Here is a 17,065-nt window from a genome sequence, read left to right on the forward strand (position 1 = left end):
ACGAGATAGCTAGAGGCCCAGGTCGCGCTTGCGGCCAAAGCCCCATTCAATGCCGCCACCGTCCTTCGCGACGCCAGTGACGTGTTGACCGAACTTCTTCTCAAGCTCGCGCGACCAGGGCACGAGCTGAAAGCCGAGCCCGTCATCGATCACGGCGAAGCGCCCCGAGGCGAGCGTCAGGCGTTGCCGATAGACGCCGGCCACATGCTCACCGGAGGTGGGCTTCAGGTGAGGCAGGCCGGTCTCGGCCGAGACTCTTGCTCCCATGTCGTCCAGTTCGCGTCGGCGCAATGTGTTCAGGAGATCGCGCTGCAGGATGACGCGCTGGCCCTCCCGCCGCGCCAGACCCGCCTGGATCAGATGCTCGGCGCGTGCTTCCATCGCGGCGCGCGCCTCACGCCCAAATCCGCCCATGGCAAGCGGCATCGAATCGCGTTCGACCAGCCGGTGGTCGAGCCAGGTCGCCCCCTTGGCGGTGACCTGCTCACCCAAATCGAGATCGGAACGGGTCGCGAGCACCAGGGTGGGACGCGGATCGCCGGCGTGACCGAAGCGTCGTACTTCGACGATGCCGCCGACCGGCGGCGCATGTTCGAAGGCCCCGATCCCCGGAAAGCGGACGTGATGGGCCCGTCCGTCTGTTCCGTCGATCACCGCGTAGGCCTCGCCGGTCAGCTCGTCATGCAATCCCCGATCGACCAGCCGTCCGATGATCTGGGAGGTCGGCTGTCCACCTTCGATAACGTAATCGGAAACGCCGCGCGCTTCCTCACGCTCGGTGAATGCGCGATGCATGGTCTTGATGATGTCGCCGCGCATGCCGAGGTCGCGGAGGTTACGCTCGGCCTCGAGCCCCACCATCCATTCCCCTGGCGCGGCTGATGCGGCGAGGCCCATCTTTTGCAGATGTTGAAGGCGGCCTACCATCAGGCGCCGGATCTCGGGATCGGAGCCGCCGGGATTATCTGGGCGCAGATCAATATAACCGGTTTCGTCGGCTGCCAACCGGATCTCTTGATCAAGCCTGGTCCATCGCTCCGCCGTGATCTCCCTCTCCAGCGTGCTCCGAATCTCATGCTCCGGCTTGGGGCCAAGTTCGATCGAGACCAATTCCTCGGCCCGCGAGCGCAAGCCGCGGCTGATGTAGTCACGGGAGATCACGAGGTCAGCGCTCTCGTCGTCAACGCCGCGGACAAGAAGGTGAACGTGAGGGTTATCCGTGTTCCAGTGGTCGACGGCCACCCAATCGAGCCGCGTGCCGAGATCGGATTCCATCTGCCTGGCCAAGTCGCGGGTGAAAGCCTTGAGGTCCGTCATCTCGCCGGCGTCCTCGGGCGAGACGATGAACCGGAAATGATGCCGGTCGTCCTGGCACCGTTCTGCGAAAGCCGCGCTATCGGCACGATCGCTGCCGGCATCGAACATCTCGGCCCGCTCACCACCCCGGGTCACGCCATCACGCTTCAGGTATGAAAGATGGGCTGTCAGCGGCGCCGAGCGGAATGCTCGTCCTTTGTGACGGACCACGCGCACCTTCACGACGACGCGCCGCGTCGGGCTGAACAATCGGCTGCGACTAAACGCGAGCCTACCGCGGCCAAACGTCGAGCGCCCATAGGCCGCGGAACGCTTGCCAACCGCTGCCTGCCCCGAGGTATGTCCAGCTTTCTTCGCAGCACGAAGCACCTGGTTGATAAAGCTCTTGGGCTTCGGCGCGCGGGTACTGCGAATGCGCCCGAGTCGAATCCGCAGATCGCTGTCGCCGACGGTCATGGGCGGACCTCGAAGAGCGCGAAGGCGCCTACAGTACCGAAAATGTCCTTGATTGCGTTGTTTAAAATACAAGGCGCGGCACGCGCCCCGACCGACCGGCACGCCAGAACCCAAGCCATGCCAATGGCTTGAGGTTCGACCGGCGAGCCCCTTTTATCTCGCCGTCCTGCTGTCGTACTTCCCGGCGTCCACCACGTCTCCGCTGATTCCACCCAGGGGCACGCTATCGCTCGCGAGCTCACACGATAGGTCATCGCTGCTCTCCCGCATCAGATCTTGCGACAAACAACCCGGCTGCCTTCGGGACGATCGCCGACAACTCGTGGGTACCCGCCGTATTCAGAGGAGGATTCGAAGCGCGCCCGCCCTGTTGCCGATTGGGAATGCCCGCGCGTTCGGAATGCACAAGGAAGATCGGCGAAGCTCTCCAAGAGCGTGGACCTGCGACTGGAATTGACGCGGACCGGGTCCCCACTAACGCTGAGATATCCGTCAGATAGGCGTTGGTTTCTGCCGGCAGAGGATCGCCCGCGAGGTGCTTTTCGTAGCGTGCTGGGCCGGCGTTGTATGCTGCAAACGTGCCCGGCAAGCCGTAGCGGTCATACAGTTCTCTGAGATACGCCGTCCCCGCCAGAATGTTGTCGCGCGGATCGTACGGATCCTCGCCGAGAGCATAGCGGAGGCGGAGCTCCGCCCAGGTCTCTGGCATGACCTGCATCAGTCCCATTGCGCCCTTGCCCGACCTGGCGCGCACGTCTCCTGCGCTTTCTATCCGCAGGACAGATCGGATCCACTGCGTCGGGACGGCGAACCGCAGTGAGGCCTCGTTGATGAAATGCTCAAACGGGTCGTTACTCTGCGCGCTCCTCGGATGCGCTACCGCTTGTTCGTCTGCGCGAGCAGGATCACAGTTCATTGTCAGAGCGAGCAGCAGCGGCACGACTGCGCAAACGCACACTTCCAACAAGCTCAAGCATGCCCCCGTGCCCGCTTCCGTCCAGGCTAAAGCTGCTTCGCGCCGGCCGTTCGGCCGCCCTGGACCGCCGCAGCGCGCGACGGCACCGCGATCGTTGGTCGGGATAGAGGAATGGTTCCGCAACTGATCGAGCAGAGGAATGGCAAGAAGGAAGCACTGAACGAACAAGGTCACTCCTCCCACGTCCACACGGGGAGCGCACGGCCGATGACGGCAGAGGCAGGCAGAAGGCCGAAGTAGCGGCCATCCAGCGAGTCGCTCGACTGCCAGTTCATGAGAAAGAGCTCGCCCTCGCCCACGACGCGGCAGCCTTGCCAGTTTGGCAACGGCCGGCCGCGACCGTCGCGATCTCGCGCCTCGCCCATTGCAATGGCATCGACCGAAATGGTGGGCCCGCTTCTGCAGACCGTCTGCCCTGGAAGCGCCAACACGCGCTTGAGCATGGGGACGCCGACCGGTAGATAGCCGTTCAGATCGAGAAAGGTCGCAAGCGGCTCCGGCGGCTGAACGGCGACCAACTCCGTGACATGGAGGTTTTCCGGCGGTTGCAAACGATAGAGGCCGATCGGCATACTTGCGGATGCGTTCCAGATGTAGAGCGGAACAGGCTCCATGACGATCGTTGCGGCAAGAGCAGCAGCGGCGGCACACATGCCAGTGAGCGTCTTGATACGGCTCGTCATCGCGAGACCACCCTCTGCCGGTGAAGCCAAGCCTGGTGGCGCGCTTTCGTATACGGACGCGGGTTCTCGTTCACCGAGAGACGGTTGTGAACGTGATGCCAGTGATCGGGAGCGACATCGGCCGGGTCGATGCCGAGCGCCTCAACGGCATCGATCATCTGCAGCACCCGCTCGACCTTTGGCCAGCCGGCGAGCCGCAGCAGAATCTCCCCGCCGGGTTTCACATAGGGCACAGTCGAGCAGCGCTGTCCTGGTGCAACCGCGCGCAGGATATCGATCCGCGAAATGACCGTGCCAAAGTCGTTGGATGTCCAGCGGACGAAGGCAAAGATGCTGCCGGGTGCAAAAGACAGGATGCGGCGATGACGATCGATCTTCTTTTCCTCGGCGATGCGACCGAAACGAATGCGATTCTCGATGCGCTTCTCCAGCCACAGGACTTCTACCTCGGTAAGATCGCTCATGCCGCCGCTCCCTGAAGCTGAAATTGAGAGTCGTGCGGTTGAAGTTCGCCGAAGAACGCGTGTGATCGCGGAGTCGGATTGTGGAGGTTGACAGGATCAGCGATCAGCCTTTGCCAGTCGTCCGCAGTGCAACTTGCGGCCTGGTCCGTTAGAAGAAATCCGAAGGATTTCCAGTTAGCAAGGTTACGGCGCCTCGAACGCGTGGAGGAGCAAGGACTTAAGCCTGATGCCGGTCCCCGATAGCACGAGGATCGGGTCCCTGATAGCACGAGGGTTGTGGTCCCTGATAGCACGAGCGAATTCACAGGTTGTCCTCCGCGTTTGGGATGAGACCGCGTTTGCGATGTCTCTCCGCGAACGGATCGACAGGTACGGGCGCGAAGTTCAGCCGTTCGGCGCCGTTCGGATCGCGGGTGAGAACAAGCTCATAGCCTGGCAATGTCTGCCGGCTGACAATTTGGCGCACGTCGTAAGCAAAGTGCTTGAGCGGTGAAAGGCTGCCAGACTTGGCATGGAGATGCACAAGATCAAAACTCCAGCCGCCGTCTTGGCGGCCGCCATGCTTGCGCACGAGGCGGTATAGCCAGCGTTCAAGTCCGCCCGTCAGATCGAAATAGGCGCGATCGATCGTGAGCACGAGGGCATCATCGATGACGCCCGCGTAGAACCAATCCGGGAGGATCAGTTCGAGCCCAAATGCACGGCCGCTTGCATCGGCGGCCTCCTTCCACTCGTTGATCCAAGAGAAGCGATGTCGCCGCCGTTCTGCTGCTTGCCGGATCGAGGTCAGCACTGTCGTCGACTGCAGCCTGTCGAGGCCGGCCTTCAGCCGATCATAATCGCGGGTGCTGGTGCCGCGACCGACAAACGTCAGAATCTCGTAAGGCGTTGCAGCCATCAGGCGCGAGGTTTTCAAGCCAGCGTCGCGTGCTTCGACGATTTGGGAGGCCGCCCAGATCAAAACATCTGCATCCCAAATGGTCGCCATGCCGTGTTCCGGCACCGATTCGACACGGATCGAGATTGCGCCCGCGCGGAAATCGATCGGCACGATCCGCTTTGTTTTCGCGAGCGAAAAGAACGGATAGGCCATGAGATCCTGCGCGTCTCGAGGTGCGAGATCGCCGGGCAATGCCCGAAAACGCTCAAGCTGGTCGCGCTCAGAGTGCTGTTTGCGCCGCATTGCTGCTGTCCTTGCGCTGTGATCAGCGGCGTTCCTGGCCCGCATACGGGCGCAGGACCGGGTGCTTCTTGGCCGGCAGCACAGTCCCCTTGCCCGGATCAGACGTCGATGTTTTGGCGCCGAGATCGGCCCAGGCTTTCAGATCATCTAGTGCGTAAACGACACGCCCGCCGATCTTCCGATACGTTGGCCCGGTGCCGTACGTGCGGTGCTTCTCGAGCGTGCGACCGGCAAGGCCAAGATAACGCGCGGCCTCCGGCGTACGCAGGAACCGCGGGGGTAGTCCAGCAATCGGATCGGGCATTTGAGAGCTCCAAGGTGACAGCGCGCCGCGGATGGTGGCGCCGGCGTTTGTGCGGTCATTATGGAGAAGCGCGATGCCCCAGGGGGATGCCGAAGATTGAGGGAGTGATTTTCGATACCCCTCGTGGAGGGTGCTACTTCTCTCTGCGCCTGTGCCACAGAAGTTCGCGATAGCCGTCGCGCACCAGCGCGAAGCCGCTCTGAGCCAGACGGACGGTCCGATAGCGTAGATCATGCGTTTTCCAGGTGCGGTCCGAGATGCGCTTCCTGCCGAACAGCGCTTCTGCGACGACACGATAAGTGCCGCCGGCGCCATGTGCATCGAGCGCGCGAACAGCCTCGCTCACGCGTTCGCGCCTTCGCTTTGACAGATCGCCGTGCGCCCGTTTATCACACGCCACAGCCGTCATGCGGCATACGCGCGTTCATCGAAATCGCTGTCAAACGGCAGCTCGGCAGAATAGCGAGCGCTGACGGTGGGTCACTCTTTCGACCAGACCCGGTGTTCCACCGCGCCGATGCGCAGCACGGCGTGCTAACCGTCCAGCGGCGCGGCGAACCTGGGCAGCGGCAAGATCGAGCAACGGGCTGAGATGTCGCGTGGCTACCGACAGGCGGCGCAGCCACTGCGACCGGCACGACGGTCGGCAGAACCTCGGACGCCCAAAAGATCGTCTGCCGTAAAGGACCTCAGCGGGTCATGGCGAAAGCAGATGCCCCACCTCCTCCTGAATTCAGATGTCACTTCGCCATCGGGGCCGTCGGCGATCATCGCTTCGTAGTCGCGTCGATAGTCCGCGCTACGACGAAGACGTTCCCAGGCGATGTCGGTGATCTCTGCATCCTGAAGAGTCTTGTAGGATTCCGGCGACCGCCAGTCGAACCCAGGCATTGCTTCCGCCCAGCTACACGCAGCTAACACGGATTGCACGCAATAACTCTAATCGATTGATGGCAGGAAGACGCTATTTTGGCACCACGTGGTGCTCCCGGATGACCACGTGTGCTGGGAAGATCATTTCCAGAGAGATGCTTCGGTCGATGAACTTCTTCTAGCGAGACCCCGCGCGGCGCAAGAGACGCCCCTGTTCGGTCATCCACTTAGCGCGCGCGAGATGACTTTGGTATGCGTTGCGCGCGCGATCTGCGCTCATGCTTCGGATCGATATGCAACACTATTCGAGCGACTTCCCGCCAATCCGCCCCTCACCCTCGGCTTGCAGAAGACGAACGTAGGTTACAACGTGCTGCTCATCGTGAGATGTCGGCGCTGGCTCCGCTGGAGCCAGGTCAGCCACATCTGGATCGAGCGGTGGAGTTTGCATAATCCGTCCAAAAAGTTTTCACGGTGGCCCTCAATACGTTTGGGCCAAGCTTCCCTTGAAAGCCGCACTTAGCTGCATTCGACAGACCGACACCAGAGCATCGGGCGCGAACTGTTGAGCTGCGCACCTCCTCCTTGCAAAACGACGCCCTCTCGGGCACGAACATTCGCGAGGTGCTGGCGCTCTATTTGAGAAAACTCCGGCAGGCGAAGAGCCTGTCGCAAGAAGAGCTTGCACACCGTGCGGACATTGACCGGACTTACGTTAGCGCCCTCGAACGAGCGTATATGCGGCTAGTATCGATGTTGTCGATAACTTGGCCCAAGTATGAGGCGTCGAGGCGGCGGATCTTTTGAGGCGACCTTCGCCGCGAGCCGAGAGAAAAAAGGGTAAAGGTTCGGCTGGATCGTAGGATCCGAGAGATGCGGCTCTGTGACCTACAACGAGCCGGCGCGAATGCCCCCCGGTCGCCTGGTGTGGATGGACGTGTCGTGACCGCCACCCGATCCAATCAAACTGATCGCCGGCGCCACGTAAGCTGTCGAAGGACATCGAAGGACCCCGCGCAAAGCGCGCTGACGATTTGCCGGGGAGCTTGCTAGATCAGGCGATGTTAGTGTTGCGCGTCGATCCAGTTCGAGCTGCGCATCTTAAGACGTGCGGCCACTGGCGTGAAGCCCCGCCCGAACGGATCGGGCGGGGCATTGGTAGAGCGGGTCAGTCACCGTTCTTGCGCGGCCGCGACCAGAGCAGGCTGTACCCTTCGCCGCCTTCATCGTCGAACAGGTTCGCGTAGATCGGCGCGTTGAACGAGGGGTCATCGAGCTTCAGTGAGAGGTAGTCGCGTCCTTCTTCCGAGTGCTTCGACCACGCCGCCCCGATCTCGGCTCGGCCCACATAGACGCGGTGGCTGGGGGCGTTGTCGTTTGAACGGTTGGTCTCGGCGACGATGCGGACGCCCTTGGCCTGCAAGCTCAGGGTGATGATCTCGCCCTGGAAATCGTTGCCGACCTTCTTGAAAGAACCGATGTTAGCCATTTTACTTCTCCTGTTGTGTTTCGAGCCCGCGACCACCGCGGCCTCGATGGCGATCTGGAGGCCGAGGACGATCGGCGACGCACCCGCTTCAAGGGCCGGAGCGCAGCGGAGGACGCCGTTGTGGCGACTTTCTTGTCTCGCGAGGAATGGGCGAAGCCCAGGGGAAGAAAGTCGCATCAACGGCGTTGCGGCTCAGACGATCGAGGCGAAGCCGGTCTTCGGCCAGATCAAGCCATCAACGAGGCCACGTGCGTCCGCGTGCTGAACCGCAATCTCCGGAGAAGACGTGGCGTATATTGGTTGTGCTGAACAAGAGGTCCGAACGGTTCGGTGCAGAAAGAGAAACAATCGGTTGCAAAGTGCGGTATCGCCTCCGAAGGAATGATCGAGATAACGCTGCTCCGCCGTACCTGAGTGGGCCCGGCCGAATGGCCGCGGCTTGGTTGAGGCGCTCCGCGGAAGACTGCACCCCTCCCCGCTCAGGTCCCGATCATCCCTCGTTCAACGCACGGATCTACTCAAACCTGTTCGACGACAAGGGTGGTGAACGGTCATCCCTCGGCCCTGGCGACCGTAAGAATTGATCGGGACGGATTCTCCACCACCGCAGCCGGTTCGAACGGGCGAGCTTCCGCAAAAACGGTCAAGCGCGTCCAGGCCGTGCCGCTAATGCAAACCGCGCCTAGGCAAGCCAAGGCTTCACGCCACGCCAGCGAAGGCACGCCGATCTGGGACAGGGTGAACACCACATGATAGCCGGCCAACGCGGCGGGAACGGCAAATGCCGTCGCGATCGCGATGCGCAATGTCAAGGACCGAGTGACAGCGATGGCGACCTGACCGAGGACAAGCGTCAGCGCTCCACCGGCCGTTCCGATAACCAGTGCACCGACCACGCCAACGCCGCCCTGAAACGCCGTCATCCCGATACTTAGTGCGACGAAAAACGGCAAGGCATACACTGCGAGCGCGATGGTCAGCCAGCAGAACGAACCGATGCCGAGTGTGTTGAGAACAAGCCCAAGGGCGAGCATGGTGGTGGCTCCAGTGCACAGGTTACCGGTCGCGCCTTCCACCACCACCACGGCGCAATTTCAGATATAGAGTCGAAACGAGGCGGAGTTGCGACGCTTGCAACTCCGCTTTGACGATCTTGGAAGCGAAGGCGGCGCTCACGCGCCACCAAACTTCCAAACGGGGATGCCGAGGCGCTTCGCCTTGTCGGCGAGGTTGTCCTGGATTCCCGTGCCCGGGAAGTGCAAGACGCCGATCGGCAGGAGTTCGAGCATGGCATCGTTGCGCTTGAACGGTGCCGCCTTGGCGTGTTTGGTCCAATCGGGCTTGAAGGCGATCTGTGGCACCTTGCGGTTGGTCGCCCATTTGGAAGCGATGAGTTCGGCGCCTTTGGGCGAGCCGCCATGGAGCAGGACCATGTCGGGATGCTTGGCGTAGACCTTGTCGAGACGATCCCAGATGAGGTGGTGGTCGTTGAAGTCGAGCCCGCCGGTGAGTGCGATCTTTGGTCCTGATGGCAGCATGACCTCGGTCTCGGCGCGACGCTTGGCTGCGATGAAGTCGCGGGAGTCGATCATCGCTGCGGTCAGGGTGCGGTGATTCACCAGTGATCCCGATCGGGGGCGCCAGAACGAGCCGGTCTGAGTCTCAAAGCGTTCGATGGCCTGGTCGCGGAAGAGCTCCAGGCAGTTGCGGCGCTCGATCAGAGTGATGCCTTCGGCCGTCAAGCGCTCGAGTTCGACCGATCGTACCTCGGAGCCATTCTGCTCGCGCTGGCTCTTTTGCTGCGCCTGTTCGTTATCGTCGAGTTGGCGTTCGATGCGGTCGACGGCACGATGGAACAGGTTGACGGTCGACCAGAGCAGATCATTGAGGTCCGGCTCAAGCCGCGTGTCGCTCAGTGTCGCAACCAAAGCGTCGAAGATATCGGCAATGGCGCCAGCGATCATCTTGCCCTCGGGAAGCGGCCGTGCGTCAGGCTGGTCGTCGAAGGGACGGTAGCCGAAGAGCTGTAGTTCGGTCAGAACGTGCTCAGTTGGAGACGAGGCGTGCGGCGGTTCGATGTCATCACGGTCGGTCATGGAGGAGGTCCTTTGCCGGATCGGCCGCGCCCATCGCGGCCTTCGTGGCGATCCTCAGGCGGCGGGCGGAACGGGCCAGAACCCGGAGCGGAGCGGAGCGCCGAAGCAGCAGCGGAGGATGGCGGAGGCGGGCTATTTTGCTTCGCGATGCAAAGCGCGCCGGTTAGATGGCTAATTTGTGTTCTCGTCGCCGACGCGCGGCGGAAAATAGCCGGACGTAGCCATTGCCGGCCCGCACCCGCTTGCCGTCCGATCGCCCTCTAGAAGGCCGAGGTCGCGTCCTCTTCCGGCAATGGCCTCGTTATGACCGACCTGTCGACCGCGATCGAAGCACCGGGGCTATTCGGCGGTTACCGTCGACGAACTCAGGAAACAGACGACGTCCTCCGGCACGAGTTGAAGCCGCAACGCTGCTCGGACGGCATCGAGGCCGAAGATGTGCGGATCTTCGTTGAAATCGCCCAGCCGGGGCGACAATGCGATCGCTTCAACGTCGGCATCGTCCGCGCGTTGGGTGAGAATCGCCTGTACGGCATCTCCTGCGGCATCGGCGTCGCGGGCAATATAGAGTCGACGCAGGCCAGAAGGCAGCAGCATCGCTGCGAGGTGATTGGCCGACAGCGCGGCGGCCATGGGCATAGTCGACAGCGCGCAACGTAGCGAGAGCATGGTCTCGAGCCCCTCGCCTGCAGCGAGCACGTCGTCCACCACGCCGAAGCGAAGGGCGTCGCCGAGCAGATCGCCGAGAGCCCGTCGTGGCGTGTCGATCGGAGCCTTGTTAAGCCGCACGCGTAAAACCGTCTGGGTCGAGCCAGGTGCGATGACCGTGAGCAGGTGTTGGCTGTGGCAGGACGAATCTGAACGCAGCAAGGTGACTACACCACCCGACGTTTCCAACTTCATGCTTCAAGAGGTGAAGGTACCGATTAGCGAGGGCCGCAGGCCCGACCAGGCGTGCGCCAACGGCGCATCGCCTCAACGGAAAATGGCACCCGCGGGAGCGTGAGCATAGCGACGCCGAAGGCGGCACGCGGGACCGAGTGCAGCGACGAGACCGGTTAAGAGGGTACCCGGGAACGGGGCAGTGATAGCGACGCCGGCATACTTCATGACGCGGGCCCCTTTCCCGAGTGCCCCCGGCGAGGCGCTCCGCTGTCTTTGCGCGAGGGATCGAAGCCGGACGGCGTGAGACGCGTCAGCGGCTCGGTTTATATGTGGACGGCCCCCGACTTACAAGGACTGGATCGGTCAGCATGTTCGGATCGCTTGCGCTCATATGTCCGGCCTATTTTCGGATCTTACGACCCTTGGCCAAGATGGGCTTCGCGGACAGTGAGTTCCAAACACGAGAGCGGCATTTGCTGCCGGTAAACCGAGCGGAGTGTCTCACATGACCGGCTCGCGCCGAACGTACCACCTCTTCCTTTCCTGCAAGTTCCGGCCTCAGCGTCAGATCTAGCCGTCTGACGCAAAGCTCTGCTTGTCGTTCAAGGTCTATGTCGGTGTTGGGATCGGCACCGCGCTCGCAGCCCGGTACCGTTCGCCGGTAACCATCAGTTTCCAGGCTATCCGCGCCAGCTTGTTTGCTAACGCTATCGCCGCCAGCTTCGGCGGCTTGCGCGTGATGATGTCTGTCAGCCAGGGCCAAGAGCGGCTCCCGCGTCGTCGCACATCCGCGATCACGGCTGTCGCGCCAGCTACCAAGACGGTTCGCAACATGCCGTCACCGGCGCGCGTGATGACACCGAGCCGATTCTTGCCGGCCGTGGAGTGATTCTTTGGCGTCAGGCCAAGCCACGCGGCAAAGTTTCTTGCCGACTTGAACCCGCGCGCATCCACGACCTTGATTGACAGCAGCGTCGCACCGATTGGCCCAATTCCTGGAATGGTTGCCAGTCTTCGGCTCATCTCGTTGCTCCGATGGATTTGCGTGAGCTTCTTATCGAGCGTAACGACCTGATCATCGACGCGCGCCAGTTCTGCAGCCAACGCTTCTATCAACTCTATCGCCAAGTCCGGGACTGTCGCATCAGCCTTGATATCGATGAGCAGTTGCGGAAGCCGCGAAAGCCCCTTGGGCGCGGTAAAGCCGAACTCAGCGGCGTACCCGCGGATCGAATTGGCGAGCTGGGTGCGCCTATTGATGAACTGAGCCCGCACGCGCGTCAGCATCTGTGCGCCCTGCTGCTCGGGACTTTTGACCGGCACGAAGTTCTTGCGCAGTTTTGGCCGACTTGCTGCCTCGCAAATCGCCTCTGCGTCCGCAGCATCCGACTTCCCTCGCTGCACATACGGCTTGACATATTGTGGCGGGATCATCGCCACCTCGTGTCCGAGCGATCGCAGCTCCCGCGCCCAATAATGCGACGCGCCGCAAGCTTCCATCGCGACAAACGCTGGCGGCAAACGACGGAAGAACTCCAGAACCTGGCCGCGCCTCAACTTGCGCCGCAAGACTGGTTGCTCCATCCCGTCAACGCCATGTAGCTGAAATACGCTTTTTGACGTGTCCAAACCGATTCGAACAATTCCCACGGACGGCTCCTTCGTTTGAGGTCATCGACGACCCCATCCTGCCACGCACACCGGCGGAAGGGGGCCGTCCACCCCAACACGAGAGCCCGATGCGGCGGAAGCCGCACGCGCTCAAGCGGCAGAATCCGCCAGTCGGAGGATCTAGATTTCCTCGCGCGCGTTCGTTTGCGCGTCATAGATCCTGATCTGAAGCATGGGAAAACGCCTCTTTAGCTCTTCTCCACCCGCCCTGGCACCGTCTCTGGTTGCAAATTCGGCTTTGAGTCGGCCGTCCACTTCAAGCGCGTAACCAGAGGCCGGCAATTCACGGGTGGCTGCAACCATGTCATTTCCATCGTGCAGTGAGGTGGTTGAGAGTGAAGGGTTAGCGTGAGTCGCCCAAACCACGCTAGGGCCACCTGCGCAACTGTGGTGATCGGTCATCACGCGTTGTGGATTGAAGCCTCGCAGTGGAGCCCATCAGGGAAGGGCATTTGCATCGTCCGAACAGGTGGACGGGTTTCCGTTTGCGCGGATGCAGGCGCGATAGAGCCATGGCTCGACATAGCGCCCGTTCCAGATTCCCCGACCGGCGCGCTCGGCGTCGCGCTGAACAGCCCCATGCCTTTGGAGTATTGGGGCCAATCCAGCGCAAGACCGTTGCTCACAAGCCATTCCCCAAGATCCCTGCCTGCGACCGAATAGGTCGCCACTGTGCGGCCATACCGGTCGAGGCTGAGCGGGACACAGTTGACGGGGCGCCGGGCAATGTAAGCGTCGAGATCATTCGCCGCCTGCGAACCACAACGGTACTGCAAACTGTCCTCACCGCGACATAGCTGAGTGCTTTCTGGAGCATCCACACCCCAAAGGCGGATTCGCGTTCCATGAAATTCCAGCGTGTCGCCGTCAATGACGCTGGCCTGACCGACAAAGTCGTCGGCCAGAGCCGCGCTGGATAGCAGCAGGAGAATCAACACGAGAGCTCGGCGCTTGGTCATGGCACTGGGTACCAGCGATTACCGCAGATTGCGGAGATTGGATTTCGGCCAGTTCTCAAGCGGCTTCAGCACCGGCAGGTTCTCCGGCCGCTCGGGATAATGAAACTCGGTGCCGCGCAGCCAGCGCGCCTCGAAGCGATCCCAGAACAGGATCGCATCCATCTGCCAGCGGCGCCGGTGGCGTGGCGTCTTCGGGCTCTTGGAAGAGGTCGCTCACGGCTCGTTCCATAGGTCGTGCTCCTTGAGCTGGTCGCGGACATACGCCTCGATCCGGGCTTCAAGGTTGGCATCGCTGGTCGACTGCGCTTCCAGCTTCATGGTGTGCGGGACCCGGCCGAGATCACGCACGGCAATTTTGCGCGCGCGCGGCCTCCTCAAGGGAGCTGTTGGGCACCAAGGCTTAGACGAGCGTGCAGTCGAGCGCCTCTAGGCTCTGGGGACGGATTTTGAGCCGGGCCGCGTATTGCACGCCCTTCATGCCCAAAGCGTCCCGGATTGCCCGGATCTACCCTTTTGGGGGCGTGCGAATCGGTCGGCTTGAGCGGGCTCAGCCGCTCGTCCAACCGTTGACGGGCGCGGATGTTCATGTCGCTTCTCATAGTCCAGCCTGATTTGTCCGATCAATTATCAGGCCACAGCCTGATTCCCATCACGTTTAATCAGCCCAGAACCTGATTTTCTATGGGAGCATATAAGGCTACAACCTGATATTCTTCCTTCGTAAGATCAGTCCACAAGCTCATCTCGCTCCTAATAAGCCATTGATATGAGGATCTCGACGACGGCCATCCCGGCTTGCGCATGCCGCAGATCGGCGCCTTGCATGCCATCGCCGCACACTTTTCGGTGGCCACTCGCGCTTCCTGAAGGGCGATATCAAGCAGCTCGCCTACTTCCGAGACAAAGCCCGCCGCGCTGCCGTCGAGTTCGAGGTCATTATTGCGCAACCAGGCGCGTCCGCAGCAGCGGTGAATGACGATGCCTTGTTGCTGCTTGGAACGACCGAACTCTATCTTAGGAAGACGGCAGCCGCTGGACTTCGGGTCATCCTCTCCCCGTAGAGCTTGGACGTCGCATAGTCGTAAACGCGATTATGCGACGACGTCGTCGAGCCAGCTCATTTCATCAGCAACGGGACATTGGGCGGCCATGTCGGGCCGCCTCAGTAAAGAGGGATTCGAGCAGCCCAAGGACGTTCTGCAAATTGTGAACATGCTGCTTGATTTCGTCGACGGTTTCGCTTGGAAGAACCGCGCGCAAATGCTGCTCTATGCCGTCATCCCGACGCCAGTCGTCATATCGGCGATCCTTGAAGGAGAGCGCGTACAGCGTGCCGGCGCGGCCGTACATGGCCTGGATACACCAGAAGATTGACCAGAGCCGCGGCGATACAAACGGTCGTTCCCTCTCTCCGGCGCTGAAGTTTGCCTCCTTCATCTTCTCGATCACCAAGTCGTGCGACCGATAGACGCCGACGCTTTCAAAAAGCGGATGAGAGGCAGCGCCGGAAAAATACCCGTTCAACTCTTCGGGCGTGAGGATAGTATCGACAAATGTGAGGTCGCTGAATGCGGACTTGAGGTCAAGGATGATTCGCCATAGCCGTTCAACGGCCTTTGCCGACCGGTCATCTGCAGCCGAACCGCCGGCGAAGTTGATGGTGCCGGCATTCACCGTCTGCGCTGTCAGCCCACCTGACTGATTGTGGCTGCGTACGGAATTGTCGAGGATAAGTAGGGCACCATCGCTCGCCTGTTGGTCGGGGACAGCCGCCACGCCGTTTTCGTGGTGCGCCTTCATTTTTAGCAATCGGGCGACCGTGTACGCTTCCAGATCAGCATCTACGACCGTATGGTGCGTGGGACAGAGTAGGATCAGATTGCCAAACCCGTTCCTTTCCTCGTCGGTTTGCGTTGCGTCATAGCGAGGCCCCTGCGCACTCGCCGCAGCGATGTGACAGATTTCGCCGAGCACCGTTTCACCCTCAACGATGGGAGTGGTGCACATTGGAAATGCGCAGCGGTTTCCCGATTGCGCGAAGAGGCGCTTTATGATTGGTGGGCGAACGCTCATGTCCGGTTCCGAGAATCACGTCTGCTGAATATATCTGACCCGACACTAAGCCGTGCATAAATGGATTTCGGTGACTGAGGTCTCTAGCGATAGCCGCGCTTGAGCTTCCGGACCCAATTCAGGGCCATGGCGATGTCGGCTCTGCCACGTGTGGAGTGGGTTTCGGCCCGAACCGTGCTAGCGCGACCAATTCTGTCCCATTTCCGCACGAACGACCATTCGCCAAACAGCGTGGGTTGGACATCCGTCTTGTAAAACCGAGCCTCCACTCCACACTAGTCGCTCGTCACAGTGATTTTGACGGTTTGATACGGAGCCAGCTTAGGATCGGCAAGTTTTCCGGCGGCACGAGGATTTCGATGCTTCTGGGAGCGCCGGCTTGACGGCGAATGAGTCCGTTTCGTTCGAGCGTGACGATCATCTGGTGGATCGAAGGCGAACTGACGCGGAAGTGGCGCTGCATGTCGGCTTCGGCGGGCGGGCGTCCGAACATGTGCGAGTAGGTATAGATGAAAGCCAGATAATGGCCCTGCTTCTCGGTAAAGCGTGCGCCTGATTTTTGACTCATGGTTCGATTCGACAGGGAGGCGAACGATGATTATACGGTACCGGGTCGAATTGGGCCAAGCCGAGCGAGAGGAACTGACGGCGATGCTGAGCGGCGGCAAGCATGTCGCTCGTAAACTCAAGCGGGCCCAGATTTTGCTGGCGGCCGACATCGGCAGCCGTGATGAGGAGATTGCCCGGACCGTCAGAGTAAGCGCCTCCACCGCCTATCACGTCTCCTGATTGCGGCTATTGATCTAGCCTTGGCAAAACCGGAAATCGTGTTCTCGACAAAAAAGGCGCGCGACCACGTCGAATGGCTCCGTTGCCATTGCCTTGCGGTTCAAGCCTGCAGTTTTCGGATGCTGTCAGGCCATCGGCCTGGCCGCGCGATCAGAAGAACTCAGCCGAGGCGATCATCGATGTAGCGCCTGAGCGCTGCCGCAGCATTCAGCATATGCGCCCGCATTCGGCGCGCTGCGGTATCGCCGTCCCCTTCCGCGATCGCCTGCATGATGGCCTCATGCTCCTCGCGCGAACGACGAATGCGCTCGCCCTGGCGCAGCTGAGTTCGGCGGAAGGCGCTGAGCCGTGAACGAACGTCCTGCGCCTGCTCGGCGAGGAAGGAATTATGCGTCGCCCGGTAGATGCATTCGTGGAATTCGCGGTTGAACGTGTCATAGGCATCGACATCGTTGGCCTCGACCATCTTTCGCGAAGCTTCATGAAGCTCGATCAGATGGCTGCGCTCGAGCGGCGTCATGCGGTAGGTCGCAAGCCTCACGCACATGGCTTCCACCTCGGCGCTGGTCTCGAACATGTCCATGATGCGCTCTGGTGTCATCCGGGCAACGACGACGCCGCGACGTCCGCGCACTTCCACCAGGCCGCTGACAACGAGCTGGCGAAGCGCCTCCCGCACCGGCGTGCGGGAAGCCCCAAAGCGATCGGCAAGCTGCTGTTCTTCCAACGCCGACCCGGCGACGAGTACGCCGGATGCGATCTCGTCTGTGAGCGCGTTTCGGATGCGGTCGGAAAGCAGACCGCCATCGTCTTCCGCTTCGGCTACGACCTTCAAGGAACCTACCAT

General features: G+C 61.3%; 20 protein-coding genes and 5 pseudogenes. 2 read left to right on the forward strand and 23 right to left on the reverse strand.

Annotated elements, in window-relative coordinates; genetic code table 11:
* Nucleotides 1-9 precede the first annotated feature (9 nt).
* The 9 genes and pseudogenes from ACFFWD_RS12680 to ACFFWD_RS12720 form a co-directional block, all read right to left on the reverse strand.
* Nucleotides 10-1,773: a relaxase/mobilization nuclease domain-containing protein gene (locus ACFFWD_RS12680; RefSeq protein ID WP_376965463.1), complete on the reverse strand. Its 1,764-nt coding sequence runs from the start codon at nucleotides 1,771-1,773 to the stop codon at nucleotides 10-12.
* Between the two features lie 250 nt (nucleotides 1,774-2,023).
* Nucleotides 2,024-2,923 carry a lytic transglycosylase domain-containing protein gene (locus ACFFWD_RS12685; protein ID WP_376965465.1) on the reverse strand — a complete coding sequence of 300 codons (900 nt, stop codon included), beginning with the start codon at nucleotides 2,921-2,923 and terminating at the stop codon, nucleotides 2,024-2,026.
* Nucleotides 2,920-3,432, reverse strand: coding sequence for a S26 family signal peptidase (locus tag ACFFWD_RS12690; RefSeq protein ID WP_376965467.1), 513 nt, complete (start codon nucleotides 3,430-3,432; stop codon nucleotides 2,920-2,922). The genes ACFFWD_RS12685 and ACFFWD_RS12690 overlap by 4 nt, the downstream gene beginning before the upstream one ends.
* Nucleotides 3,429-3,896 carry a DUF2840 domain-containing protein gene (locus tag ACFFWD_RS12695; RefSeq protein WP_376965469.1) on the reverse strand — a complete coding sequence of 156 codons (468 nt, stop codon included), beginning with the start codon at nucleotides 3,894-3,896 and terminating at the stop codon, nucleotides 3,429-3,431. The genes ACFFWD_RS12690 and ACFFWD_RS12695 overlap by 4 nt, the downstream gene beginning before the upstream one ends.
* Nucleotides 3,897-4,197: 301 nt before the next feature.
* Nucleotides 4,198-5,079: a replication initiator protein A gene (locus tag ACFFWD_RS12700; RefSeq protein ID WP_376965471.1), complete on the reverse strand. Its 882-nt coding sequence runs from the start codon at nucleotides 5,077-5,079 to the stop codon at nucleotides 4,198-4,200.
* A gap of 22 nt (nucleotides 5,080-5,101) precedes the next feature.
* Nucleotides 5,102-5,383 (reverse strand): helix-turn-helix transcriptional regulator, encoded by a 282-nt coding sequence (locus ACFFWD_RS12705; RefSeq protein ID WP_376965473.1) that lies wholly within the window; start codon nucleotides 5,381-5,383, stop codon nucleotides 5,102-5,104.
* Nucleotides 5,384-5,516: 133 nt separating this feature from the next.
* A complete protein-coding gene (locus ACFFWD_RS12710) occupies nucleotides 5,517-5,729 on the reverse strand; it encodes a DNA -binding domain-containing protein (protein WP_376965475.1) in 213 nt (70 codons plus the stop codon).
* A gap of 257 nt (nucleotides 5,730-5,986) precedes the next feature.
* Nucleotides 5,987-6,274 (reverse strand): transcriptional regulator domain-containing protein, encoded by a 288-nt coding sequence (locus ACFFWD_RS12715; RefSeq protein WP_376965477.1) that lies wholly within the window; start codon nucleotides 6,272-6,274, stop codon nucleotides 5,987-5,989.
* 160 nt (nucleotides 6,275-6,434) lie between these two features.
* A pseudogene (locus ACFFWD_RS12720) lies at nucleotides 6,435-6,707 on the reverse strand (DUF2285 domain-containing protein).
* Nucleotides 6,708-6,841: 134 nt separating this feature from the next.
* On the opposite strand from ACFFWD_RS12720, the pseudogene ACFFWD_RS12725 reads away from it, so the two are divergent.
* Nucleotides 6,842-7,119 (forward strand): annotated as a pseudogene (locus ACFFWD_RS12725) (helix-turn-helix domain-containing protein).
* A gap of 305 nt (nucleotides 7,120-7,424) precedes the next feature.
* On the opposite strand, the gene ACFFWD_RS12730 reads toward ACFFWD_RS12725, so the two are convergent.
* The 13 genes and pseudogenes from ACFFWD_RS12730 to ACFFWD_RS12790 all read right to left on the reverse strand — a co-directional run bounded on the left by ACFFWD_RS12730 (nucleotide 7,425) and on the right by ACFFWD_RS12790 (nucleotide 15,997).
* Nucleotides 7,425-7,745: a DUF736 domain-containing protein gene (locus tag ACFFWD_RS12730; protein WP_376965479.1), complete on the reverse strand. Its 321-nt coding sequence runs from the start codon at nucleotides 7,743-7,745 to the stop codon at nucleotides 7,425-7,427.
* Between the two features lie 551 nt (nucleotides 7,746-8,296).
* Nucleotides 8,297-8,779, reverse strand: a complete 483-nt coding sequence (locus ACFFWD_RS12735) for a hypothetical protein (RefSeq protein WP_376965523.1) — start codon at nucleotides 8,777-8,779, stop codon at nucleotides 8,297-8,299.
* A 138-nt stretch (nucleotides 8,780-8,917) separates the two neighbouring features.
* A complete protein-coding gene (locus ACFFWD_RS12740; protein WP_376965481.1) occupies nucleotides 8,918-9,841 on the reverse strand; it encodes a DUF2493 domain-containing protein in 924 nt (307 codons plus the stop codon).
* 339 nt (nucleotides 9,842-10,180) lie between these two features.
* A pseudogene (locus ACFFWD_RS12745) lies at nucleotides 10,181-10,664 on the reverse strand (toprim domain-containing protein); the annotation flags it as partial.
* 671 nt (nucleotides 10,665-11,335) lie between these two features.
* Nucleotides 11,336-12,376: an IS110 family RNA-guided transposase gene (locus ACFFWD_RS12750; protein ID WP_376965483.1), complete on the reverse strand. Its 1,041-nt coding sequence runs from the start codon at nucleotides 12,374-12,376 to the stop codon at nucleotides 11,336-11,338.
* 141 nt (nucleotides 12,377-12,517) lie between these two features.
* On the reverse strand, nucleotides 12,518-12,700 hold the full coding sequence (locus ACFFWD_RS12755) for a hypothetical protein (protein WP_085398880.1): 183 nt from the start codon (nucleotides 12,698-12,700) through the stop codon (nucleotides 12,518-12,520).
* A gap of 98 nt (nucleotides 12,701-12,798) precedes the next feature.
* Nucleotides 12,799-13,356: a thermonuclease family protein gene (locus tag ACFFWD_RS12760; RefSeq protein ID WP_376965485.1), complete on the reverse strand. Its 558-nt coding sequence runs from the start codon at nucleotides 13,354-13,356 to the stop codon at nucleotides 12,799-12,801.
* A gap of 18 nt (nucleotides 13,357-13,374) precedes the next feature.
* On the reverse strand, nucleotides 13,375-13,518 hold the full coding sequence (locus ACFFWD_RS12765) for a hypothetical protein (RefSeq protein WP_376965487.1): 144 nt from the start codon (nucleotides 13,516-13,518) through the stop codon (nucleotides 13,375-13,377).
* 51 nt (nucleotides 13,519-13,569) lie between these two features.
* Nucleotides 13,570-13,955: pseudogene (locus ACFFWD_RS12770) on the reverse strand (helix-turn-helix domain-containing protein).
* Between the two features lie 60 nt (nucleotides 13,956-14,015).
* A complete protein-coding gene (locus tag ACFFWD_RS12775) occupies nucleotides 14,016-14,303 on the reverse strand; it encodes a hypothetical protein (protein ID WP_376965488.1) in 288 nt (95 codons plus the stop codon).
* A 178-nt stretch (nucleotides 14,304-14,481) separates the two neighbouring features.
* Nucleotides 14,482-15,429, reverse strand: a complete 948-nt coding sequence (locus ACFFWD_RS12780; protein ID WP_376965490.1) for a hypothetical protein — start codon at nucleotides 15,427-15,429, stop codon at nucleotides 14,482-14,484.
* A gap of 83 nt (nucleotides 15,430-15,512) precedes the next feature.
* Entirely contained in the window at nucleotides 15,513-15,698 is a 186-nt protein-coding gene (locus ACFFWD_RS12785; protein WP_376965491.1) for a WGR domain-containing protein, read from the reverse strand.
* 17 nt (nucleotides 15,699-15,715) lie between these two features.
* Complete coding sequence (locus tag ACFFWD_RS12790) at nucleotides 15,716-15,997, reverse strand: LexA family protein (protein ID WP_376965493.1); 282 nt, start codon at nucleotides 15,995-15,997, stop codon at nucleotides 15,716-15,718.
* A gap of 26 nt (nucleotides 15,998-16,023) precedes the next feature.
* On the opposite strand from ACFFWD_RS12790, the pseudogene ACFFWD_RS12795 reads away from it, so the two are divergent.
* A pseudogene (locus tag ACFFWD_RS12795) lies at nucleotides 16,024-16,206 on the forward strand (IS630 family transposase); the annotation flags it as partial.
* 172 nt (nucleotides 16,207-16,378) lie between these two features.
* Here ACFFWD_RS12795 and ACFFWD_RS12800 read toward each other — a convergent pair.
* Nucleotides 16,379-17,065, reverse strand: a complete 687-nt coding sequence (locus ACFFWD_RS12800; protein ID WP_376965495.1) for a GntR family transcriptional regulator — start codon at nucleotides 17,063-17,065, stop codon at nucleotides 16,379-16,381.

Origin of the sequence: Bradyrhizobium erythrophlei, assembly GCF_042430365.1 — a bacterium.
Classification (GTDB): Bacteria; Pseudomonadota; Alphaproteobacteria; order Rhizobiales; family Xanthobacteraceae; genus Bradyrhizobium; species Bradyrhizobium erythrophlei.

Coding starts and splice junctions, on each gene's coding strand:
- ACFFWD_RS12680 (WP_376965463.1), bottom strand. CDS start 1,773: ATGACCGTCGGCGACAGCGATCTGCGGATTCGACTCGGGCGCATTCGC.
- ACFFWD_RS12690 (WP_376965467.1), bottom strand. CDS start 3,432: ATGACGAGCCGTATCAAGACGCTCACTGGCATGTGTGCCGCCGCTGCT.
- ACFFWD_RS12695 (WP_376965469.1), bottom strand. CDS start 3,896: ATGAGCGATCTTACCGAGGTAGAAGTCCTGTGGCTGGAGAAGCGCATC.
- ACFFWD_RS12700 (WP_376965471.1), bottom strand. CDS start 5,079: ATGCGGCGCAAACAGCACTCTGAGCGCGACCAGCTTGAGCGTTTTCGG.
- ACFFWD_RS12705 (WP_376965473.1), bottom strand. CDS start 5,383: ATGCCCGATCCGATTGCTGGACTACCCCCGCGGTTCCTGCGTACGCCG.
- ACFFWD_RS12715 (WP_376965477.1), bottom strand. CDS start 6,274: ATGCCTGGGTTCGACTGGCGGTCGCCGGAATCCTACAAGACTCTTCAG.
- ACFFWD_RS12730 (WP_376965479.1), bottom strand. CDS start 7,745: ATGGCTAACATCGGTTCTTTCAAGAAGGTCGGCAACGATTTCCAGGGC.
- ACFFWD_RS12735 (WP_376965523.1), bottom strand. CDS start 8,779: ATGCTCGCCCTTGGGCTTGTTCTCAACACACTCGGCATCGGTTCGTTC.
- ACFFWD_RS12740 (WP_376965481.1), bottom strand. CDS start 9,841: ATGACCGACCGTGATGACATCGAACCGCCGCACGCCTCGTCTCCAACT.
- ACFFWD_RS12755 (WP_085398880.1), bottom strand. CDS start 12,700: ATGGTTGCAGCCACCCGTGAATTGCCGGCCTCTGGTTACGCGCTTGAA.
- ACFFWD_RS12760 (WP_376965485.1), bottom strand. CDS start 13,356: ATGACCAAGCGCCGAGCTCTCGTGTTGATTCTCCTGCTGCTATCCAGC.
- ACFFWD_RS12765 (WP_376965487.1), bottom strand. CDS start 13,518: ATGGATGCGATCCTGTTCTGGGATCGCTTCGAGGCGCGCTGGCTGCGC.
- ACFFWD_RS12780 (WP_376965490.1), bottom strand. CDS start 15,429: ATGAGCGTTCGCCCACCAATCATAAAGCGCCTCTTCGCGCAATCGGGA.
- ACFFWD_RS12790 (WP_376965493.1), bottom strand. CDS start 15,997: ATGAGTCAAAAATCAGGCGCACGCTTTACCGAGAAGCAGGGCCATTAT.
- ACFFWD_RS12800 (WP_376965495.1), bottom strand. CDS start 17,065: ATGGTAGGTTCCTTGAAGGTCGTAGCCGAAGCGGAAGACGATGGCGGT.